This is a genomic window from Halomonas sp. 113, from assembly GCF_904067645.1.
Classification (GTDB): domain Bacteria; phylum Pseudomonadota; class Gammaproteobacteria; order Pseudomonadales; family Halomonadaceae; genus Vreelandella; species Vreelandella titanicae.
Map to the genome: position 1 here is coordinate 748498 of NZ_LR881453.1, position 26863 is coordinate 775360.

At 50.5% G+C, this 26863-nt stretch carries 22 protein-coding genes; 9 read left to right on the plus strand and 13 right to left on the minus strand.

Going from position 1 to position 26863, the window contains the following annotated elements:
* Positions 1–142 precede the first annotated feature (142 nt).
* Positions 143–1456, plus strand: a complete 1314-nt coding sequence (gene argA / locus YERSI8AC_RS03675; protein ID WP_159176108.1) for an amino-acid N-acetyltransferase — start codon at positions 143–145, stop codon at positions 1454–1456.
* 23 nt (positions 1457–1479) lie between these two features.
* On the opposite strand, the gene YERSI8AC_RS03680 is transcribed toward argA, so the two are convergent.
* A complete protein-coding gene (locus YERSI8AC_RS03680; protein WP_027957337.1) occupies positions 1480–2055 on the minus strand; it encodes a carboxymuconolactone decarboxylase family protein in 576 nt (191 codons plus the stop codon).
* Positions 2056–2091: 36 nt separating this feature from the next.
* On the minus strand, positions 2092–3417 hold the full coding sequence (locus tag YERSI8AC_RS03685) for an aspartate aminotransferase family protein (protein ID WP_027957336.1): 1326 nt from the start codon (positions 3415–3417) through the stop codon (positions 2092–2094).
* 163 nt (positions 3418–3580) lie between these two features.
* Between YERSI8AC_RS03685 and YERSI8AC_RS03690 the strand changes: the two genes are divergently transcribed.
* On the plus strand, positions 3581–4471 hold the full coding sequence (locus YERSI8AC_RS03690; RefSeq protein ID WP_159176109.1) for a MurR/RpiR family transcriptional regulator: 891 nt from the start codon (positions 3581–3583) through the stop codon (positions 4469–4471).
* A gap of 90 nt (positions 4472–4561) precedes the next feature.
* Here YERSI8AC_RS03690 and YERSI8AC_RS03695 read toward each other — a convergent pair whose 3' ends face one another.
* Positions 4562–4816, minus strand: a complete 255-nt coding sequence (locus YERSI8AC_RS03695; protein ID WP_041157636.1) for a helix-turn-helix transcriptional regulator — start codon at positions 4814–4816, stop codon at positions 4562–4564.
* A gap of 229 nt (positions 4817–5045) precedes the next feature.
* On the minus strand, positions 5046–5900 hold the full coding sequence (locus YERSI8AC_RS03700; protein WP_027957334.1) for an SDR family oxidoreductase: 855 nt from the start codon (positions 5898–5900) through the stop codon (positions 5046–5048).
* Between the two features lie 424 nt (positions 5901–6324).
* Between YERSI8AC_RS03700 and YERSI8AC_RS03705 the strand changes: the two genes are divergently transcribed.
* Positions 6325–6468: a hypothetical protein gene (locus tag YERSI8AC_RS03705; protein WP_171051180.1), complete on the plus strand. Its 144-nt coding sequence runs from the start codon at positions 6325–6327 to the stop codon at positions 6466–6468.
* A gap of 88 nt (positions 6469–6556) precedes the next feature.
* Here the strand turns inward: YERSI8AC_RS03705 and YERSI8AC_RS03710 are convergent, their stop codons facing one another.
* The 7 genes from YERSI8AC_RS03710 to YERSI8AC_RS03740 form a co-directional block, all read right to left on the minus strand.
* Positions 6557–7531 carry a hypothetical protein gene (locus YERSI8AC_RS03710; RefSeq protein WP_159176110.1) on the minus strand — a complete coding sequence of 325 codons (975 nt, stop codon included), beginning with the start codon at positions 7529–7531 and terminating at the stop codon, positions 6557–6559.
* Between the two features lie 52 nt (positions 7532–7583).
* The gene (xseA, locus tag YERSI8AC_RS03715) at positions 7584–8933 is read right to left on the minus strand and encodes an exodeoxyribonuclease VII large subunit (RefSeq protein WP_159176111.1); all 1350 of its coding nucleotides are present in this window, start codon (positions 8931–8933) and stop codon (positions 7584–7586) included.
* 92 nt (positions 8934–9025) lie between these two features.
* Positions 9026–9850 (minus strand): ABC transporter permease, encoded by an 825-nt coding sequence (locus YERSI8AC_RS03720; RefSeq protein WP_159176112.1) that lies wholly within the window; start codon positions 9848–9850, stop codon positions 9026–9028.
* Between the two features lie 9 nt (positions 9851–9859).
* Positions 9860–10924: an extracellular solute-binding protein gene (locus YERSI8AC_RS03725; RefSeq protein WP_159176113.1), complete on the minus strand. Its 1065-nt coding sequence runs from the start codon at positions 10922–10924 to the stop codon at positions 9860–9862.
* Between the two features lie 9 nt (positions 10925–10933).
* Positions 10934–11962 (minus strand): ABC transporter ATP-binding protein, encoded by a 1029-nt coding sequence (locus YERSI8AC_RS03730; RefSeq protein ID WP_159176114.1) that lies wholly within the window; start codon positions 11960–11962, stop codon positions 10934–10936.
* Positions 11959–12750 carry an ABC transporter permease gene (locus YERSI8AC_RS03735; RefSeq protein WP_159176115.1) on the minus strand — a complete coding sequence of 264 codons (792 nt, stop codon included), beginning with the start codon at positions 12748–12750 and terminating at the stop codon, positions 11959–11961. Before YERSI8AC_RS03735 ends, YERSI8AC_RS03730 begins: the two co-directional genes overlap by 4 nt.
* 68 nt (positions 12751–12818) lie before the next feature.
* Positions 12819–13466, minus strand: coding sequence for a DNA-binding protein (locus YERSI8AC_RS03740; protein WP_159176116.1), 648 nt, complete (start codon positions 13464–13466; stop codon positions 12819–12821).
* A 111-nt stretch (positions 13467–13577) separates the two neighbouring features.
* Here YERSI8AC_RS03740 and YERSI8AC_RS03745 point away from each other — a divergent pair, with 111 nt between their 5' ends.
* Together YERSI8AC_RS03745 and YERSI8AC_RS03750 are read left to right on the plus strand one after the other, a co-directional pair.
* A complete protein-coding gene (locus YERSI8AC_RS03745) occupies positions 13578–14354 on the plus strand; it encodes a DeoR/GlpR family DNA-binding transcription regulator (RefSeq protein ID WP_159176117.1) in 777 nt (258 codons plus the stop codon).
* A 162-nt stretch (positions 14355–14516) separates the two neighbouring features.
* Positions 14517–15029, plus strand: coding sequence for an opioid growth factor receptor-related protein (locus YERSI8AC_RS03750; RefSeq protein ID WP_159176118.1), 513 nt, complete (start codon positions 14517–14519; stop codon positions 15027–15029).
* Between the two features lie 20 nt (positions 15030–15049).
* Here YERSI8AC_RS03750 and YERSI8AC_RS03755 read toward each other — a convergent pair whose 3' ends face one another.
* Both YERSI8AC_RS03755 and YERSI8AC_RS03760 read right to left on the minus strand, forming a co-directional pair.
* The gene (locus YERSI8AC_RS03755) at positions 15050–15778 is read right to left on the minus strand and encodes a hypothetical protein (protein WP_159176119.1); all 729 of its coding nucleotides are present in this window, start codon (positions 15776–15778) and stop codon (positions 15050–15052) included.
* Positions 15779–15910: 132 nt separating this feature from the next.
* Entirely contained in the window at positions 15911–16501 is a 591-nt protein-coding gene (locus YERSI8AC_RS03760; RefSeq protein WP_039858764.1) for a DsbA family oxidoreductase, read from the minus strand.
* A gap of 170 nt (positions 16502–16671) precedes the next feature.
* Here YERSI8AC_RS03760 and guaB point away from each other — a divergent pair, with 170 nt between their 5' ends.
* The 4 genes from guaB to YERSI8AC_RS03780 all read left to right on the plus strand — a co-directional run bounded on the left by guaB (position 16672) and on the right by YERSI8AC_RS03780 (position 26155).
* Positions 16672–18141 carry an IMP dehydrogenase gene (guaB, locus tag YERSI8AC_RS03765; protein ID WP_041157644.1) on the plus strand — a complete coding sequence of 490 codons (1470 nt, stop codon included), beginning with the start codon at positions 16672–16674 and terminating at the stop codon, positions 18139–18141.
* A 240-nt stretch (positions 18142–18381) separates the two neighbouring features.
* The gene (gene guaA, locus YERSI8AC_RS03770) at positions 18382–19959 is read left to right on the plus strand and encodes a glutamine-hydrolyzing GMP synthase (protein WP_133730748.1); all 1578 of its coding nucleotides are present in this window, start codon (positions 18382–18384) and stop codon (positions 19957–19959) included.
* Positions 19960–20816: 857 nt separating this feature from the next.
* A complete protein-coding gene (locus YERSI8AC_RS03775) occupies positions 20817–24140 on the plus strand; it encodes an RNA-directed DNA polymerase (protein ID WP_201304175.1) in 3324 nt (1107 codons plus the stop codon).
* 50 nt (positions 24141–24190) lie between these two features.
* On the plus strand, positions 24191–26155 hold the full coding sequence (locus tag YERSI8AC_RS03780; protein WP_201304176.1) for a hypothetical protein: 1965 nt from the start codon (positions 24191–24193) through the stop codon (positions 26153–26155).
* Positions 26156–26863: the final 708 nt, after the last annotated feature.

Below are 26863 nucleotides of genomic sequence, written 5' to 3' on the forward strand. Positions count from 1 at the left end.
ATCTTCATGTTTATCTGCATTAGATCGAGCAGATTTGCATTTGAAGGTGCCGCTGTTTTTCGTGCTCTGGTAAAGTAACTGGAGATTGTTTTTGAAATTGTTTTTGAGATTGTTTCTTTCACCTGCTGCCGGAGAGCGGCCCTTGGATACGCGCTTCCCTTTTGTTGATTGGTTTCGTAACGCTTCCCCCTACATCAATGCCCACCGGGGGCGAACCTTTGTCATCTTAATTGAAGGCGAAGCCATGGCGTCTGGCCGAGGGGAGCAACTGATTCAGGATTTGGCGCTGCTGCATACCCTGGGCGTGCGTTTGGTTGTCGTGTTCGGCATTCGCCCCCAGGTGCATGAAGCGTTGACTGCCGCTGGCGTAGAGCCCACGCGCATCGATGGCCGCTGGGTCGCGGATCGCGCGGTGATGGCTCACGTTGAGCAGGTAGCTGCCCACCAGCGGCTATGGCTTGAAGCACGGCTCTCCCTTGGCCTGCCCAGCACGCCGCTGCACGGTGTGGAACTGAGCGTGATCTCCGGCAACCTAGTGACCGCCAAGCCATTAGGCGTGCGCGAAGGGGTGGATTTCGACCACAGCGGCGAAGTGCGTCGGGTGCGTGCCAGCGCCATTGAAGGCCTGCTGGAAAAAGGCTCGCTGGTGCTGCTGCCGCCGCTAGGGTTCTCCAGTACCGGTGAAGTTTTTGATTTAGACGCCTCTGAAGTCGCTCAACACGCCGCCGTGGCGCTGAAAGCCGATAAGCTGATCTTGCTGGGGGAATCCGAAGGCTTGGAAGATGAGCAGGGCGCGCTGCTGCGCCAGCTTTCGCCAGCGGAGGCCGAGCCGCGTTTAAGCGCCGCAGTGCCAGGCAGCGAGCTAGCCCGCCACTTACAGGCCGCCTGCACCGCCGCACGGGAAGGCGTGGCGCGCACGCACTTGCTCTCCTGGCGCAACCATGACGCCCTGTTGGGTGAGCTGTTCACCCGGGACGGCGTGGGCACCATGATTACCCAGCACCGCTACGAACAGCTGCGTCCAGCAACGCTCAACGATGTAGCGGGTCTGCTGGAACTTCTGGAACCGCTAGAGCGCCGGGGCATGCTGGTAGCGCGCTCCCGTGAACGCCTGGAGCACGAAATCGATGACTACATGGTGATCGAGCGTGACGGTATGGTGATCGGCTGCGCTGCGCTGCATGTATTTACGGATACCACCATTGCCGAACTCGCCTGCGTGGCGGTGCACGACAGCTACCGCGGTGGCGAGCGGGGAGAGCGCCTGGTGGAAGCCATGGAGCGCCGCGCCCGCCAGCGCGGCTTAACTGAAGTGTTCGTGCTGACCACCCACACCGCCCACTGGTTTGTGGAACACGGCTTCCGCGCCGCCAGCCTGGAAGACCTCCCGCCGCTGAAACGCGAAACCTACAATCACGCCCGTAAATCGAAGGTGTTGGTTAAGCAATTAGCGTAATTCGCTTATTGAAAATTGGGTGGCTAATTAGCAGCCCTGGTTGAACGTGGCATTAGCGAAAACAGCTCCGGCTGCTTTTGCGCTTCTTGTTGAATAGTGTCGTCAATCGGTGTGTCGTAGGTTTTGAGTAGATAGCCCAGTACCGAATAGAAACCCACCATGGCGATCAGGTCGATCACTGCTTTGCGTCCGATCGCCTCGGCAAGTTCTGCTTCCTGCTCCTTGGCCAGCATGCGCTCATCGAATAACGCATCCACGGCGTTGACGATAAGACCGTCAACACCTTCGGGAGTACCGCGAATAGCCGTGATCCGGTGTTCGGAGAATCCCAGGGCAAGTGCACGACTAACATGATGGGCCCACTCGTAGGCTGAGCCCATACGTAAACCCGCGCGTAAAATCACCACTTCGGTCAGTTCCGGGCCTAACGCATTCTCCTTAACAACGTGTTGGCGCAAGGGCGCCCACGCTCTAAGCAAGGCCGGGTGATGGGCCATGGTGCGATAAACGTTGAGTGCGCCAGCAAAGCCCTCGCGTAAATCAGGGATCTCCTCAGGCCAGTCGGCATCGGAAATAGGCGGGCAGGGAGAAGAGGGCATGGGTGGGTCTCCTTTCAGATGTTATTGATTGTGTCATCACTCTGCGATGGCGGCGGTTATGGCCTCGGCAATACGCTCAATGATCAGGTCTACTTCGTCAGGCGCAATGATATAGGGCGGAGCCAGCAAGATATGATCACCGTTAATGCCATCAATAGTGCCGCCCATCGGGTAGCTGATCAGGCCACGCGCCATGGCCTGTCGCTTGATCTTGGCGTAAATCTTTCTAGCCGGATCGAAAGGTGTTTTGTTTTCCCTGTCCGCGACAATCTCGATACCGCGAAACAAGCCCCTGCCGCGAATATCGCCCACATGGGGGGATGCGCCGAGCGCCGCTTCAAGGCCGCTCTGTAACCTCGTGCCCATGGCATTGACGTTCGCCAGCGTCTCTGGCCGTGCAATGATCTCAACCACTTTGTTAGCGGCCGCGGCGGCCACAGGGTGGCCAAGATAGGTATGACCATGCTGAAACAGCCCAGACCCATTGGCGAAACTGGCGTAGATGTTGGCCGATAGCATCACCGCGCCGATAGGCTGGTAGCCGCCGCCCAAACCTTTGGCGATCGTGACGATATCCGGGACTACCCCATCTTGTTCGCAGGCGAAGACTGTGCCGGTTCTTCCCATGCCGCACATTACTTCATCGAGGATCAGCAGTACGCCGTATTTATCGCAAATGGCACGCACGCGTTTGAAGTAATCCGCCTCAGAGGCGACCGCCCCTAAGGTGGCACCGACGACGGGTTCGGCAACGAAGGCCATGACTTCTTCAGGGCCAAGTTCCAGAATCTTTGCCTCAAGCTCCTCGGCAAGCCGTGCAGCGTAGGCCTCGGGCGTCTCGTCGGTGCCCTTGTCGCGATACGCATAGCAGGGCGATACATGGTGTGTTTCTGGCAAAATGGGCTGAAACTGCTGGCGCCGCATGGCATTGCCACCGGTTGCCAACGCGCCGATGGTATTGCCGTGGTAGCTCTGGCGTCTGGCAATGATATGCCGTCGCTGGGGCTGATTAATCTCTACAAAGTACTGCCGGGCCATTTTCAGCGCCGCTTCGACGGCTTCTGACCCACCCGACACCAAGTAGACGTAATCCAGCCCTGCGGGGGCTAAATCCACGAGCTTTTCGGCAAGTGCTTCGGCGGCATCGGTAGTGAAAAATGAGGTGTGGGCGTAACAGAGGCTATCGATCTGTGAGCGCATGGCGGCCAGCACTTCCGGGTGGGCGTGTCCTACGCTGGTGACCGCAGCGCCTCCCGAGCCATCCAGATAGCGGCGCCCCGTGGTGTCCGTGATATAGACGCCTTGTGCCGACGCAGCATGAGGCAGTTTCCCGCCGATACCGCGGTGAAGAATACGCGTCATAGCCTCTTTCCCTCATTATCAAACGGTGAGTAATTCATATGACAATGAGATTGGCACACTCACAAAGATGTTTGCAACAAATAAATCATTTAAATATAATGTGAAACATGTAGATCATATATTCACAGAGCCAACCGACTATTTCTTCACAGAGCCAACTACTATGCAGCCGAGCGATTCGCTGAGAGAGCAGATTATTGCCCAGTACGATGCCATGTCTGCGCAGCTGCAACAGGCCGCTCGCTACGTGCTTGAGCATCCGGAGGAAGTGGCGCTGGTGTCCATGCGAGAGGTAGCGCGCCTAGCGGGTGTGCAACCCGCCACCATGACACGGCTTGCCAAATTCTTGGGGTTGCCAGGCTACGATGAACTTCGGGCGCAGTATGCAGCGGTGTTACGTCAGGGGGGCGATGGCTTTGCGGCCAAGGTTCGCCAGCGGGTAGATGAAGGCAGCAGTGAAAGGGGAGTCAGCGATACCGCTTCGCATATGCTTCAAGGGCTGAGTGCCCAGCTTGCTAAGCTCTGCGAACCCGATTCACTACGGCAGCTGGAAGCCACCGCCACTAGGCTGAGATCAGCGAGAAAGGTATACGTGCTGGGTTTACGTTCCTGCCATGCCGTTGCCTGGCATTTCCATTACGTGATGACCCTACTGGGCGAGCGCTCGGTGCATCTGGATGGGCCTGGGGGTACCGGCGGAGATGGGCTAATTCGTGCCACATCTGAGGATGTATTGCTCGTTATCTCCATCAAACCTTATGCAACAGGGACGCTGGAACTGGCCCAACTGGCAAAAGATAAGGGGGTAGGCATTGTTTCTATCACCGATAGTGAAGTGTCGCCGCTGGTGGGGATGTCAGCGCAGACGATTCTATGCCCCACGGAAACCGATAGCTTTTTTCACACGCTAACCCCGGCATTAGCCGTCTCCGAAGTGCTGTGCAGTTTATTGGCGGAATTCGATAGGCCTAAGACGCTAGACGCTTTGCAGCAAGCGGATGAACACCTCTCGCATCTCAATACGTATGCGACGGCTATCCCCAGGCGGCAGTGAGAAGCGAGGCCAGTCAGTCATTTTGATCTGGGTAGATCATTACTTAAGCCGACCAGCGTTTTGTCATTCATGCAACAGGCAAGCGCTTCGCTATGGGCGGCCATGGTGATTCCCTTTGCGCTGTATAATCACTTCCAGTCCCATTAGATCCAAAACATCGAGTACTTTTTGTAGCTGCAGGGTTGGCTTGCCGCGCTCAAGATCGACGATAAAGCGGTTGCCTGTACCCGCAAGCCCGGCAATATCACTTTGCAGCAATGATTGATCACGCCGGGTTTGTTGAACTAGCTTGCCCAGCTCTTCACTGTTGCGAATACGTTTTGCGCTCTCTATCTGGGAGGTCATAGCGACTGTCCGATAAAATTACCGTACGGTAATGATAGACCATATTAGTGATCAAAACGCTATGATTATTCCCGATCGGTAATTTTTAGTGATTAGAGAGGCTTTCTGGAAGGAAATATTCCCGAGCGGGAATATTTTGGCGTTGCAGTGATTTTATGCACAGTGTTCCAACAAAAGGGTGGCTCAAAGCCACCCTGGGAATGCGCGCTATATCTTATATAAGAAACGCTTAGGTATTTAAGATAACCCCGCCATTCAGGTGCATGGTCTGGCCACTCATGTAGGAAGACTCCTCGCTGGCCAAATAGACATAGGCAGGGCCCATTTCGCTGGGCTGCCCGGCGCGTTTCATGGGCACTTGGCCGCCGAATGACGCTACCTTCTCATCTTCAAAGCTGGCGGGAATCAGCGGGGTCCATACCGGCCCTGGTGCTACGGCGTTCACGCGAATGCCACGATCCATCAGCGACATCGCCAACGAACGCACCAGCCCCTGAATAGCGCCCTTGGTGGCGGTGTAATCGATCAGCGTATCGTTGCCCTTAAAGGCATTGATCGATGAGGTGGCGATAATGGTGTCGCCTTCGCTGAGGTGCGGCAGGGCAGATTTGCTCAGATAGAAGTGGCTGAAGATATTGGTCTGGAAGGTGCGCAGCAGTTGATCATCGGGGATCTCGGTAATGTCGTCCCAGTCGTACTGCTCTGCGGCGTTGTTGATGACGATATTGATCTTGCCGAAGTGGTCGAGGGTGCGCTTGACGATCTCGCGGCAAAACGCTGGCGCTGCCACATCGCCTTTCAAAACCAAGCAGCGACGACCTTCGGCTTCCACCAGCCGCTTGGTCTCTTCTGCATCTTTGGTTTCTTTAAGATGCACGATCACGCTGTCGGCACCTTCGCGGGCATAGTGAACGGCGACTGAACGCCCTATGCCGCTGTCGCCACCGGTAATAATCGCGACCTTGTCCAGTAACTTATCGGCGCCCCGGTAGCTTTCACGGATGTATTCGGGCTCCGGGCGCATGGCGTATTCATCACCAGGCTGTTTATCCTGATGCTGGGGTGGTTGGTGTTGATCACTCATGTGCGGTCACTCCATTGTTGGCACAATTTGGTTTGCACATACGGTTAGTTATCGTAAAACATCACTTACTAACCACTGTTCAGGCCCTCGTATCCTCAAGTGCCTTCACGCTGTAAACGTAGACCAAGGTAGTAACAACGGCAAACCAGTAAGCGAACGCTGAGCAATAAAACGGTTGGTCATGCAGAGAAATGATAGTGGCAGGTTATTGATGCTATCAATATTGCTAATGTAGCTGCTATAAAGCTATTTACTTGTTTTAAGTGTTTGTTTTAAATATTGTTTAATTGCAGTTATGTCGTGGGTGCTTATGAGGGTGAATTGCAAGTTGAAGGGGAAGGGCTACAGTTAAGTCAGCCAGGGATAGGAGGCACCACGAACGCCTCCCACTCTTTCGCTCACCCACTACGGTAAGGAAGAAGCGATGACTCAAGTTCCTGATAAAGACAAGAAGGCCCCTAAAGATCGTGACGATCACCATGAGGAAGCCAACCCGATGCCGGACACCCACCATGTAAACCCGGAGTCCGATGACGATAAAAAGTCAGGTAAGGATTCCAAGAAATAAGCTATGCAACATTGTTTCTATGCAGAATTGTTTAGGCCAACGCTAAACAACAAAGGCGCTACTTCCGGTAGCGCCTTTTCTGTCAGTGTTAAACCTCTATGTTAATAGAGGACGTTGATACGGCAACGTCACCTAGCGAGGTAGGCAGCAACTGACCCAATGAGGAGTAGAGGGCGTCAGAAGTGGATGCTGCAACCGCTCGATCAGTCTTTTCCATTATGTCTTCAGCTTTCTTTAGCTCACGACGAGCTTCTTTATCTTCTTCATTCAGCCGAACCTTAAGTTCGTTAACTGCTTCGCGCAGCGCTTTTTGGGCGTCAGTCAGTACGCCGCGTAGTGCGTGTTCACTAGCGCTGGGGCCATTGGATTTCGAGCGGTTGTCTTCATTCTGAATGAGATTGGGTAGGCTTGGTAATACGCCGAGCTCGGTGGACTCATCGCCTTCAGGCTCGCCCGCTGCCTTCTCGGCCTCTTGCTCAGCAGCCTTTTTAGCATCATCTTCGGCTGTTTCCGCACTGGCTTCGGCTTGCTGCGCGTCACTGGAAACCGTTACCTGGGCGCTCTCATCGCCACCCGCCTGGGCCGCGGCTGAGTCGGCCCCGTTGGCTTGGGCCTCGGCCGGTTGAGCTGCTGTCGTTTGAACGGCTGTCGTGGGAACTGCTGGCGTTGCAACCACGGACGGGATTGCGGTCATGCCAGCACCACCGCCACCTTGATTGTTCAGTAGCTTAGCCGCACCGGCAAGCTCACGGGCGATGCTCTTGAGCTCCTTGGCCATGTTTTTAAGCTGTTCAGGAGAGGCGAAGGCCATCATGGCTTTCAGCATTTCAATCCGCTGACGCAGGAAGCCCACTTTATCGGTGGCCTGCTGCTGGGAGGCTTCCTTTGGAGTAGGCAGCGACGCCAAGCTTTCCAGCGCTTCCTGCTGCTTTTTAAGACGCTTTGTGAACGGGTCGTCTTCAGCAGACTCGCTCTTTTGGGGGGCGACGCGGGTAGGCGTTAAAAACTGCGGCTTATCTTGGCGCTGATTAATTAGTGTAAAAGACGAAAATCCAATCTTCATGGCGGTATCCTCTCCTCATTGTTAGAAGATATCGGCCATTTAACTTAGGTCTTTAACCCCCGGACTTTAAACGCCGCTTAACTTCCACGCTTAGCCTGCCTTCACCTAGCTTCAGTTTCAGCTTCTGGCCGGGCTGGGTATCTTTCGCGCGGCGAATGACCTGGCCCTGCTCATCCTGGGCAATTGCATAGCCACGCCCCAGCACCGCTAGCGGACTGACCGCGTTTAACTCCCGTGCGGCGGCTTTCAAGCGTGCCTGTCGGCTCTCCAACTGGCGCTGCATCGCACTCCCCAAACGGCGCTGTAACTGGCTCACACGCTCGCTTTCTGCACGGTGCAACCGCGCCATATCCTGGCTGGCTAAGCGCCTGCTCAGCTGTGTCACCTGGGCTTTCTGCTGGCCGAGCGTTAACTGCATGGCGCGATTCAAGCGCTGATCAAGGGCGGTTAAGTGCTGGCGCTGACGGTTGAGCTGCTCGCCGGGGTGGCGCAGCTTGGCGCGCAGGGTATCCAGCCGCTGGCTGTCGCGCTCCAGGCGGGCCTGCATCGCCCTCTGCAAACGGCTGTGTTGATGTTCAAGCTGGCGCTTAAGGGTGTGTTGGTCGGGAACCAAGCGTCCGGCGGCGGCCGATGGGGTGGGCGCGCGCATGTCTGCGGCAAAATCCGCCAGGGTGATATCCACCTCGTGGCCTACCGCCGACATCACCGGTAGCCGGGAGTGAAAAATCGCCCGCGCCAAGTGTTCGTTATTGAATGCCCAGAGGTCTTCCAGGCTACCGCCACCACGAGTGATCAGAATCACGTCCCGCTCAGGGTCTAGCCGCGCCTGACGGTTAAGCAATGCCAGCGCCGAGATCATCGCTGGGGCGGCTTCGGCACCTTGAACGGGCACCGGAATCAACGTCACGTCCGCCAGTGGCCAGCGTGCTTCCAGCACCGCCAACACATCGCGAATGGCCGCCCCGGTGGCGGAGCTCAAAATCAGCAGCTTGCGGGGCGGGAAGGGCAGCGGCCGGGCGTTGGCAAACACACCTTCGCCCTCTAGCTGCGCTTTCAAACGCTCAAAGGCTGCCAGCAGTTCTCCCAGGCCCGCCGCCTGCACAGCATCGGCAATTAGTTGGTAGTCGCCGCGGGGCTCGAACAGCGACACCCGCCCGCGCAGCTTGACCTGATCACCGTCGCGCATCGGCGCCGAAACAAACCGCGCCCGCTGACGAAACAGCGCACAGCGAATCTGCGCCCGGTCATCCTTCAAGGTGAAATAAACATGCCCGGAAGCGGGGCGAGAAACGTTAGAGAGCTCGCCCTCTACCCACACCTCGCCCACATCGCGCTCGAGGGTTTGCTTGGCGCGCTGGTTGAGTTGGCTGACGGAGAGTGTTTGGGCGGGTGTTTGGGTCATGGCGGATATCTGAATGCAGGGCACTGTAGCCTAGCATCAAATACTAGCGCTCATCGAATATAGAGCGGGGCAAATTCGTTGCCCCACAAGCGCTATCGATGCTGAGAACGTCGACGAATCCATTCGCCGGGAAGGGTTAGCAACAAGCAGCAACACATCATTAGCAGCGCAAGAAGAGCAACAGAGGCCATATCAGACCCTGCGTCGGAAATATTGCTGTATAGCAGGAGCGGCAGCAGGTTGATCTGTGAACCGGTAAGCGCCAGGGCCGTACCATAGGCGCCAAAAGCCACTGCAGCACAAAGGCTCCAAGAGGAGATCAACGCAGGCAGTAACGGCGGTAGGTACACGTCACGAATTTGCTGCCACCGAGAGGCACCGAAGCTTTCGGCCATCACCAGTTGGCGGCGGTCAAGCCCTTGAACCACCGGCAGCATCAGTAACACCACGCGGGGTACCAAGAAGTAGGCATACACCAACACCAATCCCTGTGGGGTATACACAAAGCGGCCAAACCATGCCGGGTCTATGCCCAGCGATGCCAGGGACAGTGTGATAAAGCCTGCCCGCCCCAACAAGAGGATAAAACCATATGCCACAATCAAGCCGCTGAAAATCAGCGGGAGAGAGATCAGCCAAAGAAGAAAAAAGCGTCGCCGTTCCGGCTGATGATAGAGAAACTCAGCAATCACGACACCAACGATGACCGACAAGAGCGCAGTGCTAATGGATAAAGCAACGCTGGTTATTAAGCTTTTAAACACCAGCCCATCGTCAAGAAGACGAGCACCCGTGACCAAAGGTGACTCAAGCGCTGCAATGATCAGCAGTGTCAGCGGCACCATAAAAAACAGCGTGTAAATAATGCCGCTGGGTAGAACCAGCGGCAAAACGCTAAAAAAGCGCAGGCGAGGCATGGCGTGGCCTTATTGATTAAGGACGTGCTGAGTCCACTGGTGGCTGAGGTCAGCGCTAATGCTCGACGCTTTTTGCACATCCAGCGGGCGAATCTGCGGTGCCTCTACCAGCGTGTCGGGCAGCTCGATATCTCCGTTGACAGGGCGAACAAATCCTTCCGCAAAGGTACGCTGGCCTTCGTCCGACATGACATAGTTGAGCCATAGGCGTCCGGCATTCGGGTTTGGCCCGTTTTTGACCAGTGAAATAGCGTACGGCGCTGCGACCGACGCCTCTTCGGGGATCACCACCGCAGCGTTGTCGCCCATGCCATCGGTAATGCTGGCTTTTAGACCGTCGTTTTCATAGCCGATCCAGATAGGAATTTCACCGCGCACGAACTGCGCATAGGGCGTGGTACCAACCACACGGGCAACATTACCGATGCGGCTCAATTCTGCAAGATAATCGATGCCTGGCGATAAATTGTCGAGATCGCCTCCCATTGCATAGTTGGCCGCCAGAGTGAGGACTTGGCCTTGCCCGGTCGAGCGCGGGTCAAGGTACACAATGCTGTTACGGTACTGCTCATCGAGCAGGTCTTCCCAGCTTTGCGGTACTTCATCGACTAGCTGCGTATTAACGATAAAGGCCACGTTCAGGGAGTGGATCGTGAACCACTCACCCGCGTCAGCTTTGAAGACATCGGGAATGCTGTCGAAATTGATGGGGGTAAAGGGGCTTAACAGCTCTTTCTCATGCGCATTAATTGCTGAAGAAGCGTAGTAGTAGGCGGTATCGGCCTGGGGACGGTTGCGGGCCTGCTCCAATGCGACCACGGTGGCACCCGAGCCCAGGTCGTTAAAGACAATCTGAACGCCGGGGTAGCGCTCCGTGAAACGATTGAATTGGCTTTGCCAGTTGGCCCAGGTTGGGCCGGTATCAAACGATACAACCAACCCCTCTTCCTGAGCAGCTTCGTAGAGTTCTTGTTCGCCATCGTAGAACTCCGAGTCCAGCGTGTTGGCCGCATACGCCGATAAAGGCAGCAGGCTAAGGGCGGAGAGTAGGCCGTAAGCAAAAGAGCGTTTCATGGTAGTACCTCAGCGATTGAACAGGTGGATATGTGTGGGAGGAAGCGCCACGTGAGTGATGATTTCCGGCGGTGAAGCCGACTCAAGCGACAACGTGGTAGTGCCGCAGAGAAGGTAGTGACGTTGCTGGGCGCCCAGAAACTGCCTCTCTATCACCGTGGCAGGTGCCTGGTTAGCGATATCGCTAGCTGGGTTGGCAATAATGGCTTCGGGACGAATCATGGCGCGCACGGTTTGCCCCACTGTAAAGGCGTGTGGTGCCACTTCCAGGATGCCCAGGTCGGCGGTTTCAATCCGCTGCGAATCAAGTACCTGAGCGTCGATAAAGTTGGTGCGACCAATGAAACGTGCCACGGCTTCACTCACAGGCTGCGTGTAAAGCTGGTGGGGCGCGCTGTGTTGAAGGAGCTTGCCCTGTTCAAGCACGGCAACGTGATCGCCCAGCATCAGCGCCTCTTCTTGATCATGGGTGATCATCAGCGTGGTGACGCCGAATTGACGCTGTATATGCTTGAGCTCCTGGCGCATCGACTCCCGCCGGGAAGCGTCGAGCGCCGAAAACGGTTCGTCGAGCAGAAGGGCACGGGGCTCGAATACCAGCGCGCGTGCAATGGCCACTCGCTGCTGCTGGCCACCGGAAAGCTGGGATGGATAGCAATGTTCCAACGCCTCAAGGCCTACATCATGGAGGATCTTGCGGGCGCGTCGGTGGCGCTCTCCCTGGCGAACACCTTTAACCTTAAGCGGGTAGGCGACGTTGCCAAGCACTGTCATATGGTTGAAAAGCACATAATCCTGCAGCACGATTCCCAGCCCGCGCTCGCCGCATGAGAGCTGGGTAACATCTTGATGATCAAGTAGAACGCGCCCTTGAAGCGGGGTGAGGAAGCCCGCGATAAGCTGTAAAAGCGTACTTTTTCCCGATCCGCTGGCACCCACCACCACAAGAAATTCGCCCGTTTCTACCTGCAGGTTGATGTCGTGAACACCCACACTGCTATGGGGGTAGTGGAACTGGATGTTTTCAAGCGCAATCATTGCGGTAACTCCTGAGAGGAGGGTCGGCCCAGCCGCCACTGCACCAGGGTGGAAAACAGCGAAAACAGCAGAGCGAGTGAAAGCAGGAAAAGCGTTGCGGCGCAGGCGAAGCCCGTCGTGCGGTAAAACGCTTGGATCAGCACCACTGGGTAGGGCTGGGTCATAAAACCTGAAATCAGGTTGCTCAGCTCAAACTCGCCAATGGACAGCGCCGCAACCGTTAAGCTGCCGGTAAATACCGAGCGGTATACCAACGGCAAATAGAGGTGCACAAAACGTTGCCACTCGGCTGCCCCAAGGGACTGGGCCATGCGTTCATACGCCTTGAGGGGAGAGGCCTCGATATCGGCATATACGGTGTAGAAAAGGTAGGGGAAGGTAACCACCACATGGCCTGCTACCAGCAGCCAGGGGCTACCCAGCCAGGGCAGCATGGCGGTACTAAAGGCCAAAATAAAAGCAAAGCCTATGACCAATTGGGGAACGGCTACTGGCAGCATGACCAGAAGACGCGTGATGCTCTGAGCCACGGCAGGGAACTTGAGCATGACGCCATACACCAGTGGTACGACGAGTAATATATTGATCAGGCAGGTGGTCAAGGCCAGCTTGAAGGTCGTTACCATCGCATTTCGATAGGTGGCGTCTTCCCATACCGTGATAAACCAACGCCAAGTTAGCCCCTCAGGTAGCAGCGTGTTGCTCCAATGGTCACCGAAAGCGCCTATAAGCAGGAGTACGATAGGGGCCAACAAGTAAACCAAGTAACCATAAGTGATCAATCGCATGTCTGACCCCTAACCACGATTAAATATAAATGACCATAATGTAAGATTTTGATCGTTTTTTGATATATTCATGACGGTTGTGTGACTCCCCATAGGTGGGCAGCCGTGAGGCGCAGGGCTTCCTCTACACTGCTAACAGGTGTAATGCCTTCAGCAGTGGGGGCGTCCGGGAAGGTGAGTACAGGCTTGTCAAAATGGCGGCCAAAGGCCACCTCGGTGTGGGTGCCCAAGCTTCCGCCAACGGCGATCAGCAGCACACTGGCTCGGGCGATAAGCACGTTGCGTGCCTCGCCCAAGCCGCTGGCAATAGGTAGGGTAACCCAAGGATTGGCAGCCTCTGCGTGGGTATCGGGAAGCAGGCCGATGACCTCGCCTCCTTGAAGTGCGGCTCCCTTGCTGGCCGCTTCCATAACGCCGCCCCGGCCACCGCATAACAGCGGAATGCCCAGCTCGGCCAGCCCCGAGCCTAAGGCATAGGCTATTTCAAGCTGGCGCTGGGTGGCCTCGCGAGGCCCAATCACGCCCACCGGAGGCCGCTGCATCGGCGTATTGCTGTGCTTCAGTGCAATCAGCGCTTCGTGAGGCAGGCAGGGGGATTGCAGTACAGCTGGCCAACTGGCCTCACCAAGCGGACGCATTTTGGGCAACAGAGGCTCACCTGCGTGCGTCATGATACGCTGGCATTCATCAAGATAAATTTGTAATGTCTGAGTCATGTTTTGATCAAAATGTAAGAATTTGATCGTTATGGTCGCGCCCCGCTGTGTCAATTTGATGACGGACGGTCGCAAGGCCGGATTTTTTTATCAGGGGATTGTTTGTTACCGATGACTGACCTAGCGCATTTGAACCCACGCCATCGCGAGTTAATTGCTTTGGTTGAATTGCATGGGCATGCCTCGATCGAATTTCTTGCCCAGCGGCTCAACTGTTCCGCTCAAACCGTGCGGCGCGATATTCGTAAACTGTGTGACGCTAATGTGCTGCAGCGTTTTCGGGGCGGGGCTCGGATCGAAAAGCCCCAGGTGAGGCTTGGCTACGCCACCAAACAGGATTCGCAGCAGGTAGAGAAGGGGCGTATGGCGACCCTGGCGGTATCGCAGTTGCAGGAAGGCGAGGCGCTGTTTCTGGATACGGGCACAACCTGCGATCATGTTGCCCGCGAGCTGTTGAACTACCGTAAAAGGCTGCACGTGGTCACTCATAACCTAACGGCCGCGCTGACGCTCGCTGCCCAGCATCAGTTGTTGGATATTCATGTGGTGGGCGGAAAGGTGGCGGGGCGGGATGGGGCGCTGACTGGGTCACGCACCATTAAAGAGCTGGCCAGCTATCGGCTGGATGTGGCGATGATTTCCGTTTCAGGCATAGATGCAGAGGGTTACCTGCTCGACTTCGACAGTGAAAAAATAGAAGTAAAACAAACCATGATGCGCCACGCTGGCCGTAAAGTTCTGCTGATGGGGTCAGCGAAATTATGTCAGCGCGGTATCCAGCGTGTTGCTCATCTTGATGAGTTTGATCAAGTGATTTGTGATGCGCCTGCACCCGAAGAAATTCAGGCGCTCATGACCTACCCTGAGCGTTGGCAAGAAGCTTTATAGGCTCGCTGGTTGAGTCGGCTGACGTAGAGGGCAGTGGGCGTTGGTGCGTTCATTGCTGTCCCTTGCTTTAGGGAATCCGGGAATCTTTACGGCTAGTGGCGTAAAATGGCGTCGTTGTTACGAAATATCATTGTATTACCCAGGAGATGACGAGGAAATGCTATGGGCCACCACCCAACACCGTTGATCGCTTTTTACCGTGGCGAGGCACCGGATCATAAAGGGCGCTATATCAATGCCATCTGGGCTTTATCTCACTTCTGGCTAGAGCATACCCACGATTATATTCAGTGGCTTTTTCCCATTCCCGAGGCTGGCCGTTTTAACGCTTTTGCCCCGCTACTGACTGATGTCGAGCGTGAAGTATTTCACGACGATAGCGCGTTGCGTGAGCAGCAGCGAGTCTCGCTGGATGTGATGTTAAGTTTTTTGGGTTTAGTGCGGGATGGGCTCAACATTACTGCCCAGCCGAGCCTCAATATCCGCGATCATATTTGGCTCAAAGCAGGCGGGCATAATCACCTACGTATCTCGCGGATGATTCGTTCGTTGGCGCTTTGCCATCAGTACGATCTGTCGCTGGCTTTACAGGAAGCGGTGATACGTATTGGTACCGAGCAGGGCATCGTTTCAGATGCCTCGATCCAGTATTGGAGCGAGGCGCATAAAGAGTAGCCTGTATTATTCGGATGTTGTTACTGGCATGCCGCAATAATAGAAAAGCCGTAAAGCCTTACGTCTGGCGTTCCTTCAACGAGGCAGCCTCTTCGGCGTGATGTGGTCACCGGGTCTGTCAGTGGCTGGAAGTAGCTGAAGTGGTAGCTCGCGTATAACTGAGATACGATCCTTTCGTGTGTTGCAGAGCAGAGTGCTTCCCATTGATCCGTATTGCCCTTTTGTCTGTTATCCACATGCAGGTAGAGGGCGATAGGGAGCTTGATAACCTTCTTCTTTAGTGCTTTTCCCAGGCTTGTTTCATCAAGCTCGATGAGCTGATTGACGGCTTTCTGCCATGGGCGAACGAGTCGCTGTGTCGTTGTTGCGTATTCTTCACCAGGTTGACGACCGTTCACAGAAGCACGAATGACTTTCAGTTCGACGAGAAAACTGGTGCTGCGATAGTCGAAAATGATATCCACTCGGCCTTTGCCGCTGGCTTCATCTGTCTGACGAGATACCTGTACTTCAGTGGCAATGTGGCCAATCTGGCTATTAAAGCCATCACTGAGCAGCGCCTTGATAAAGGTACCGTAGAGTTCCCGCTCATTGGGAATACGCGTATTGCGAATGAAATGACGCGTATCTGGGTCGTCAAGCGCTTCCCCGAAAGCACTGCATAACGTCACCATCATATCGCGCGAAACACGTGCCCCCGTGATGTTATCTGGATTGCTGTAGTAGAGCTGCCTAGGTTGGTCTGCCATTCTTGTCCCCTTTTATTAATAATAATCAGCATGATACACCCCATAACCTCACCATCACACTCAAGGGTTTGCTAGGCACGATGGGTGAGTTGGTTGACGGTGAGGGCCTGGGGAATAGGGGAGGCCATAGACTTAAGCGCGCTCAATCAGAAAACGTTTGAGGGCGGCAGGATCAGGCACGCCCTGAATCACTTCGCCATCGATGACCAAGGTAGGCACCGACTGGATAAGCGCTTCTTCTACCGAGTGGCGCTGGGCCATCTGGTGCTGCTCGCGGTAGCGGCCTTCGGCCAGCGCATCGAGCACCGCTTGGCGCTCCAGGCCTACCGACTCACCAATATCCGCCAGCACTTCCGGGTCGCCGATATCGCGCTCCTGCTGGAAGAACGCTTTCAGCGCTGCCATGGAGTAGGCGTGGCCCAAGCCTTGCTCTTCGGCCATGGCAAACACTTCAAAGGCTTTGTCGGTGCGCGGCTGCGGCGAAATATTGGGCAGCTTGATGGGCACGCCGAGCTTTTTGGCCATGGGATAAACCGAATCCTGCCATATCTTAGGCAAGTAAGGGTCTTCCACCTTCAACGTGGGCACCGGGGCAGGGCGCAGCTCGAAGGGCCGCCAGCGGATTTCCACATCCATACCGTCGGTTGCCTGAACAATGGCCTCTTCGGCTAGCAGGCAGAAGGGGCAAACGTAATCGGTGTAAACAATAATCTGTTGAGACAAAAAGCCCCCTTGAACAGTAAAAATGGCCAGCTATCAGCCTAACAGCATACGTCATTAGCATTTGGTATAAGCACAAAAGCCTGACTGCATTGCTGGAAAGGCCCTCAAAACGCTATAATAGACGATTAACCTTTCACGCCCCACTTCCTCTCAATCAGGGTGTTGCCGCTATGCTACGTATGGCCCAAGAAGCACTAACGTTCGATGACGTACTCCTCGTTCCCGGCTTCTCCGATGTTCTTCCCAAGGATGTCAGCCTCAAAACCCGCCTGACCCGCAATCTTTCGCTCAATATTCCGCTACTCTCTGCTGCGATGGACACCGTTACCGAAGCGCGTCTAGCGATTGCGATGGCCCAGGAAGGCGGCATCGGCATCATCCATAAGAGCATGGCCATGACCCAGCAAGCCGCTGAGGTGCGCAAGGTCAAAAAGCACGAAAGCGTGATTGTGAAAGACCCGGTCACCGTTAGCCCTAAAGCCAAGCTCGAAGACCTGCTCGCCATGGCCCGTGAATACGGCTTCTCCGGTTTCCCCGTGGTAGAAGGCGAAACCCTGGTGGGTATCGTGACCGAACGCGACATGCGCTTCCAGCCTAACCACGGTGACAGCGTTGAAGCGATCATGACGCCGCGCGACCGGCTGGTTACCGTCAAAGAAGGTACCGACCTCGAAACCAGCAAAGCCAAAATGCGCGAACACCGCATCGAGAAAATGCTGATCGTTGATGACGAGTTCCACCTGCGTGGCCTGGTGACCTTCCAGGATATCGAAAAAGCCCGCACCTACCCAATGGCCGCCAAAGACAGCGACGGCCGTTTGTTAGTTGGCGCGGCGGTAGGCACTGGCCCGGAAACCCCGGATCGCGTGGCCGCCCTGGCCGAAGCAGGCGTGGACGTGATCATTGTCGATACCGCCCACGGCCACTCCCAAGGCGTTCTTGACCGCGTTCGCTGGATCAAAGAGCACTTCCCGCAGATTCAAGTGATTGGCGGCAACATCGCCACCGCCGGTGCTGCCCGGGCGCTGGCCGAAGCAGGCGCGGATGCCGTGAAAGTCGGTATCGGCCCTGGCTCAATCTGCACCACGCGCATTGTAGCTGGCGTTGGCGTACCGCAAATTACCGCAGTTTCCAACGTAGCCGAAGCGCTCAAAGAGTACGACATTCCGCTGATTGCCGATGGCGGCGTGCGCTACTCCGGTGATTTGGCCAAGGCGATTGCCGCTGGCGCCAGTGCCGTGATGGTCGGCGGTCTGCTGGCCGGTACCGAAGAAGCCCCAGGCGAAGTCGAGCTTTACCAGGGCCGTACCTACAAAGCCTACCGCGGTATGGGCTCCATGGGCGCCATGTCCCAGAACCAGGGCAGCGCCGACCGCTACTTCCAGGATAAAAGCGAAGGCGCCGAGAAGCTGGTGCCGGAAGGCATCGAAGGCCGCGTTCCCTATAAAGGCATGATGAGCGCCATCGTTCACCAGCTGATGGGCGGGCTGCGTGCCTCCATGGGCTACACCGGCTGCCGCGATATTCAGGAAATGCGCACCAAGCCCGAGTTTGTACAAATTACCGGCGCTGGCTTTAACGAATCCCACGTTCACAACGTGCAGATCACCAAAGAAGCTCCCAACTATCGGGTGAGCTAACCAATAGATGATTTTGAAGCCTTTGATTAACGTAATGAGCGCAGACCAGACAAGGCAAAAATCAACGAGAAAGCGGAGTTTACAAGTTGTAAATGAGCATTTTGAGGCGATTTTTAACGCAGTATGGTCAAGCGCAATAGTTAATCAGAGGCTTCTACGTTAAAACGGCGGCGGGCAAAGCTCGCCGCTTGCTTTTTGGCCTTACCAGCGGCACCCACACCGCTTAACCGAGACCCCGCCATGAGTGACATTCACGCCCATAAGATTTTGATTCTCGACTTCGGCTCGCAGTACACCCAACTGATCGCCCGCCGCGTTCGCGAGATCGGCGTCTATTCCGAAGTCCGCGCGTTTGATATCACCGAAGAAGAGATCCGCGAGTACAACCCCAACGGCATTATCATGGCCGGTGGCCCGGAATCCGTGACGGAACTAGACTCCCCGCGTGCGCCTCAGTGCGTGTTCGAGATGGGCCTGCCGGTGTTTGGTATCTGTTACGGCATGCAGACCATGGCCGAGCAACTGGGCGGTAAGGTAGAAGGCTCTAACCAGCGTGAATTCGGCTACGCGCAGATTCAGATCGACGAAGACAACGCGCTGTTCAAAGACATCAAAGACCACGTAGACGCTAAAAGTGGCAAAACCCTACTGGACGTATGGATGAGCCACGGCGACAAGGTGGCCGAAGCGCCCGCCGAGTTCACCGTGACTGCCTCCACGCCAAGCTGCCCAATTGCGGCCATGGCCTGGGAAGAGAAGCAGTTTTACGGCGTACAGTTCCACCCGGAAGTAACCCACACCCTGCAAGGCCAGCGCATTCTTGAACACTTCGTGCTGGATATCTGCAAAGCCGAAAAGCTGTGGACGCCCGCGCAAATCATCGAAGACCAGGTACAGCGCGTGCGCGAGCAAGTGGGCGACCGCCACGTACTGCTTGGCCTCTCCGGCGGTGTGGATTCCTCTGTGGTTGCCGCGCTGCTACACAAAGCGATTGGCACCCAGCTGACCTGCGTGTTCGTCGACAACGGCCTGCTGCGTAAAGCGGAAGGCGACCAGGTCATGGAAACCTTCGCCAAGCACATGGGCGTGAAGGTGATCCGTGTAGACGCCGAAGACCTGTTCCTCGGCAAGCTGAAGGGCGAGAAAGACCCAGAAGCCAAGCGCAAGATCATCGGTAACACCTTCATCGACGTGTTCGATGAAGAGGCCAGCAAGATCGACGGCGTCGAGTTCCTGGCCCAGGGCACCATCTACCCGGACGTGATCGAATCCGCCGCGTCTAAAACCGGCAAAGCGCACGTGATCAAATCCCACCACAACGTAGGTGGCCTGCCGGAAACCATGAAGCTCAAGCTGGTCGAGCCGCTGCGCGAACTATTTAAAGACGAAGTGCGCAAACTCGGCCTGGAACTCGGTCTGCCCTACGATATGGTCTACCGCCACCCGTTCCCTGGCCCCGGCCTGGGCGTGCGTATTCTGGGCGAAGTGAAGAAAGAGTACGCCGACATCCTCCGCGATGCCGACGCCATCTTCATCGAAGAGCTGCGCGCCTCCGGCTGGTACGAAAAAACCAGCCAAGCATTCGCGGTGTTCCTGCCGGTGAAATCCGTAGGCGTAGTAGGCGACGGCCGCCGCTACGAATGGGTCATCGCGCTACGCGCGGTCGAAACCATCGACTTCATGACCGCTCGCTGGGCGCACCTGCCTTATGAGCTGCTTGAGAAGGTCTCCAACCGGATTATCAATGAGTTGGAAGGAGTATCGCGGGTGACTTATGACGTGAGCAGTAAGCCGCCTGCTACTATTGAGTGGGAATGATTACGCGTTAGGCACTAGCGGGTACTGACTAGCATCAAGTTCATATTAAGCCCATGTTTTCATGGGCTTTTTTTATTTTGGTGTTATCTGGAGCAAGACTCAATTCTGCTAAGCGCATTAAACAATCTCCCTAAAGAACGAATTAAGCGGCGAAACCCTCACCTGGTGTTTTTATCCAGTCTGCCCATGGACATACTTATCGCTTTGAGGACGTTCTCTGGTGGGTTGTATTATATTCTAACGTCGCGTGACGATTCTGATGTTCTTATGAGTATTCCCACACTGAAGCGAGCCATGGAAATGACTTACAAGCTTGCCTAGAAAAAAGGATAGTCGTTTGCCAAGCTCGGGCCCCTACAATAGCCATTACCTTGCTCTATGAAGCTGTATATAACCAAGGCAAGGACTGTAAGCAGCGTGCAGCCATGCTGCAGAGTTGTGCAAATAGGATAGGTGAGTGGGCTGCTTAGTTCATACGTAGCAGAAGAGAATGTGTATTACCTTCATTATATATAATATTTTCAGTACTTGTGGGAGAGGAGTAGAGTATTTAAATTAACGCATTTATGGACAGGAATGAATCATTGGTTTTTAAATTAGCAAAGCATGGATTAGATCAAGTTAATCTATTAATTGGTAATATATGACTGCATGAGTCGGCCAGCCTGGTGTACTCCAACGAGAGCAAGCCCTCAAACTTGAGGCTAACTCGATAGAAGGGTAAAGTTAACTATTAGTTGTTTATCAGTGGGAGTTTTTAATGTGTATGATATTATTTACGTATTGAAAAACTTATTTTAAGTCAAGTGGTTCCATAATCCTGCAGTCAGATCGTTGAATCATCGGAGCAAATAGTTGTGTATAAAAAATATGGCGAGTTAATTAGCAACCTTATGGCCACAGACCAGAGCCACTATGTTGAGCAACAGGTAGATGGTACCTATAGGAAAAAATCTGGAGTGGTCAATTCAGAACTTATCGCTCAAGAGCTCCGGAAACAAGGGTCGATAGCAATATACCAAAAAAATAATGACTTAACTATAAAGTGGATATGTTTTGATTTTGATATTCTAAAATCATGCATTGAATCAGGTCTTGGTGAGAAGGGAAAAAGCGAACTCAATAAAACGGTTAAACTCTTTTGTCAAACACTCGAAGCTCTCAATGTGCCATTTTTGCTAGAGTACTCAGGGAGTCGAGGCTTCCATGTATGGATTACTTTCGATGAAACGATTAATTACCGAACTGGGTATGATATACAACAGGCGATTTTGCAAAATGTGTCATTAGATTTTGATAGTTGTTTAATCGGAATAGATCTATTTCCGCATTCAGCAACTCCCACAGGAGGAGTTGGACTAGGAGTAAAAATCCCATTATCTAAACATCAAAAATCTGGCTGTTATTCCTACCTATTATCTAAAACAGAAGCAGTTGAGGATGTAAAGAAAATAACTTCCTTGTCTGAATCGGTGTTAATTGAACATATAAGTATTCTACAGAATCATTTATCAACTAACAGGTCAGCATTAGAAAAAAGCTTAGGTGTTTTTTTTGAAAGCTATGAATCAGATGCTATACAACATAATAGAATAAAGAGCATAAAAGTTCATAAAAGACCATTCAGCCTAGAAGTTTTGCTAGATTTATGGAGTCAAACAGAACCACTTAAAAAACTATCTAAAAAGATTGAAGCCCAAAGTAATTTAACGCATAAAGAGAGGAAGTTAATAGTTGGTCTGCTGTGTAACTTAGAATGTAAAGATGCTTCAAACCTAAGCAACGAAATTTTACATGAGATATTTAGTAAATTTAAAAATTACGACGTAAAGATTACTACCTCGGCTATAAAGGCTTTAAATAATTTTAACTTTCCGACTCAAGAACAGATAGAGCATACGCTGTCGTGTAAGTTTGAAGAGATATTTACAGTTGAAGGTCTATTAAAAGTTTGTATTCCAAATTTTCTTTCTTATGCAGAGGCGAACTTCGAGTTCTCGAATAAAGATATAGAAATAACAAGAGCTGCCGAATTAAATTATTTATTTATGAATGATGAAGTTCAGGCAAAAGTAGTCATTGAAGAGCTATCTTCAAAAGACAATAGTGAATTTCTAGCCGAAATGGAAGAATTTATCGAAGGTTCCAAAAACTGGGGTTACTATAAACATACTAGAAATGAAGAAACCAAGAAACGTGAGCTAGTTACATTACACTCAAGCACAAGAGTCGCAACTTCATGCATTTTGAAGCAAATAGCATACTATTTTGATATAAAGCCTGATAACCATTCTCATGGTTATCAAATAAATAAAGGATTTGATGGTGGCTATATTTTTAAACCATGGCTGTATCTGTGGTTGAAGTTTATCTCCAATATAACAGACGCTATTGGAAATGAGGTTTATAAAGACTATTACATAGTAAAAACTGATATTCATAGCTTTTACGATAACATTTCACATGACGGTCTTAAAAGATTATTACTAGGTGATGGTGACTCCCCGATAAAAGACAAAATACAGTCGATGAGAAGCGAAACTAGTGATAGGTATAAAAAATGTCTTAGTGCTATCTTTAATATGACTGAAGAAATCGTAGGTGACAATAAAGGCTTGCCGCAAGGGCCTGCGTATGCGAGATTTTTTGCAGAGTTGTACTTATCTGAGACTGATAAAGACTTCAAAAGTAAACTAGTTAATGGAGATATCTTACTTTATGAAAGATATGTTGACGACATATTTTTTATTACAAAGTCAAAAGCTGAAGCAGATAAAATACTAAACAATCTAAGCGATAACTTAAAACTGCTAAACTTAGCAATAAATAATGAAAAGACAGTCATATCCAAGATATCTTCATTTCATGGAAAGTTTGATAAATATAGATCTCAATCTAAATATGCGGTCGACCAAGTATCCAAGAAATTTGCAACCTCAAGTGATAAGCAAAAAGATAATGCAATTAGTGAATTTGTAACGCTCGTTCAGTCTGACTCATGTCAAGAAGACTTGTCATTCATCTTCTCACACCTAGATGGTGTAAAAGAATTAAATGTTCTTAAAACTGAGCAAATCTTACCTGCTCTTAAGAGAGCCGTTGGTCGGGGTAGTCTATTCAAAAACTTATTCAATTTTTTATTTGAACTCAACGAGGGTTGGGAAGTCATTTATGAACTTGAAAATTTTGATACACTGCAGTCTGAAGTATTAACATCTTGTATAATTAATGCAATTGAAACTAATAAAGATAAAAGAAGTTATCTTATTGAAATATTAGAGAATATAGAACCCAAAATCACATACTCTACTATTGTTTTTGAGCATATTGCGTATTTAATAACAAACTTCAAAATAAATATTGATGTGACCAAGGTTTCACCAGAACACTATTTGTCAGCTCTTACCTCTGTATCTGATCATAGCAAGATAAACGCCACCCCCGAGCTAATATCACATCTAAACATATATCTGAACGAAATAAAGTCAACACCAGATTTTGTCAAAGTTATTTATAGTTTCTGTTTTAATGATAACGATGCAGATCTACAAAAAATAGCATCTTTATTCTTCGCTAAAATGTCCATAGAAGAAAGAAAAAAGACTTTTTCTACAACAACTACTGATCATTTAATTTTTGATCCAATTACAACCAAGAAGTTTTATTATTTGCTCTGTCTATTTTCAGCTTCGAGTGAAAATATATCAACAGATCTGATTGAATCAATGTGGAAATATTGTGCGCTATCATTCAATGTTATTGGAAGTTCTAGCATTAGTTTTTCACCTCCAAACTGGCTAGATAAGTTAAGTTTCATTGAAATGAATAACTCAACAGCAAACTGGATAATTTCTTCGATTGTAGATGGAAATATTTTCAGAGGGCTTTCTGATAACAATAAAGTTTTCGAACAATATCATAATGCTCTATTAGTTTACCTTTCAATTGAGAATGATACATGGAAAAATGAAAAGATTGAAACTCAATTGGAAAAGCTAAAATCTAAATCCACATTTTATAATTGGCTTATCGACAACAATGGAGTATCAATTTTTCCCAGTAATAACAAAAAATGGTTTGAAAGAAACATTATTGAAAATGGAGTTACCGTCTTAAGAAGGGGTGACGAGGTTCTTATAAGAAAGCCTGCATCTTCACTTTTTCTGAAAAGAATAGCTTAGAGTATTGTAATGACTTCTTAGAGTTAATAGTCGGCTATGATAGGGAGAATTTGTTTTCTTTTCGCCGTTATATTACTGAAGTCAATTTAAATAGGAAGCTTCAAATTTTAACTGAACTTTTAAATGGCTTGCAAGATGGACAGCCGATGCCAAGTATTTTCTGTCCAGAGAGAGTTATTAAATCTGATGTTTCGTCTAATGCTTGGTCTGTTTTTTCCGAAGATTTTTGTTTCTATTCAAAAATCATATCAGATGATGAATTTGGAAGCGTAACCTCATATGAAAATACTATAGATAACTTCATTAATTGTTTCTTGTCATATATTTCCGAAAATGACGAAGATGCAAAAAATCTTAAAAATCAATATTTTAATAACTTAAACCCAGACATTGACAAGCTGCAATTTATTATCAAGTTCTACTCACAAATGACAAATGAAGATTATGATGGATCAGAGTTTTTCTTTGATATCGCGATGGCTACATCCTTGTATATATACCTATCTGAATTAGATCCTATTAGACGTTTTGAAAACTTCGCTAAGCAATACTCAAGTTTTCACAACAATGAAGAAAGTCAGCATGTATTCATAGTTGAAGATTCGATGACCATTGACGACTCTAACCTGTCTTCAATAATATTTAGCATCAATACATCCCTTTCCGTAATAAGCCAAAAACTTTTAGTTTCTATGCCATTTTATCTTCATAATGACATTGCTTTCTATAGCAGCCTCATTGAGGATCAAATCTCCAACAGTGAACTCGATGCACTAAATGTGAAACTAGAAGATTTCAAACTTTCTCAAGTTAACGCTTTTGTTTCGTCAAGAATAGTTAAAATAGATAACCAAAAATATGCTTTCAGTAAGGTGAAAATTATAAACATTATGCTAAAAGAAGTGGTGTCATTTGATATTAAACACTTAGCTTTGATAAATGGTTCTGAACATATATATTCTTATCAGTGTGGCGATGCTGTTTACATTATTTCATTAAACAATTACCTTAGTAAAATGTATTCGACAATTAGAGAGCGCTATGAATTTATAGTAGATGAACAAAAACTTAGCCAAAGTTATCCTGCTATCACATTGTCTGAAAAAGATATTACCTCATTAGTTGGCTTCGACCAGGCCTCCTTTGTAGTCAGGAACCATAATGGTATCTCAGCGTCAGCTGCGGACAAACTCCTTAAAAAGTGGCTGCATCATTTGCCACAAAAGTTCCACTTACCATTAGTCACACTAATTAAATCACATGAATGCATGTTAGAAAGTGAAATAAAAAACTTCATTAAAAAGGTAAAAGAACTTGATGAAGAAAATTATGACCTCTTTTTGATCAAAAATGAGAGTGATTTCAATGGAACTCATAGAATACTTTACCACGACAATGACATCGGTAGAGGCGTGTCCACTTTTACACCAAGTTCAATTAAAAAAGGTTCTAAACAGGCAACTCTAGTTACAGATCTAGTTCTAACAGGCTATCAGATAAGAAAAGCATTGAAGTTCTATTTAAAAGGTGAAAATTCTCGGCAAAACGATAACTATTTTGAGTTTACAGACGAAGAGCGCAACAACCTTTTGCAAGCTTTTCAAGAGCTTGAAGTGCTGAATATTTGTACCGTCTTGTATACTGATAATGCCATTTTTTGTATTCAAGAGGAGCTTCGAGAAATTTTAAATACTCAGATAGATGTTAAGGTAGAGTATGGAAGAGACATAGGTGATAATGCTTTCTTTGGTAGTTCGACAAAGATAACAGAAAGTGAGAAATCTCTTATCATGCAATTACTACTTGACAAAGTTGCTTTTTCTAATCTGCATGACCATTTGGCCTGCTTAGGGAATTATACGCAGTATAAAAATGAAGACGAAGTCAATAACTTGAATCTGGTCGCGAGATATCAATCTCTTCCTAAAAAATCATTTGATTTCCTCAGGTATGGTTCTAAATCGGAAGAAAGTTGCAAACCATTCAATAGAATTTTGGAACTGTCAGATAAATAGCCCTTAGTAAGTCTGTCACACTCCGTTTTTACGACACATAACTAAGCACGGAGTCTGTCTACTATGTTCATTAATTACTTTTCGTTCAGACTACATACTAGGGCATCTGTTTGAACTTGCACCTAGATTAGTATCACTGGCTCAATGAGATGTTACACATTATGCCGCTTTTTGAGCATACTCTGAATCAACCCGAGTAATCTAGACACCCTCTAGGTTTTTAAAGTAACGTCTTTCATACTCAACCGGTGACAAGCGCCGTATCAGTTATTGGCACGCATGCTTTTGAATAAACGCGTACTTCAAGCGGAATCTCTGACGAAGTACCTGATGACTGTTGTTATTAATATAACTCGCTCTTCTAACACATGTTTTAGTTCAACCTTCAAACAACGTTTTACAGCTTGGAGATCATCATCTTCGCGCCGTTGTTCTACTGGCTTATTGAGGCGCTTGATCCAGTACTACAAGCCATGGACTGATACGCCTAAACGCTCAGCTACCTAGGCAACGCGATGGTCGCGCTCTATCATCTGTTTAACGCTTCAATTTTGAATTCTTCAGTTTAACGGGGAGGGCTCAAGGATTCTCCTAGATACCTTTAATATCAAACATGGAGGTGTCTGTGAAAACTGTGATGATTCAGGTAATTGAACAGAAGACTTGAACAACACTGCCCTTGGAACAAAAGATGCGATTCGCCCAACC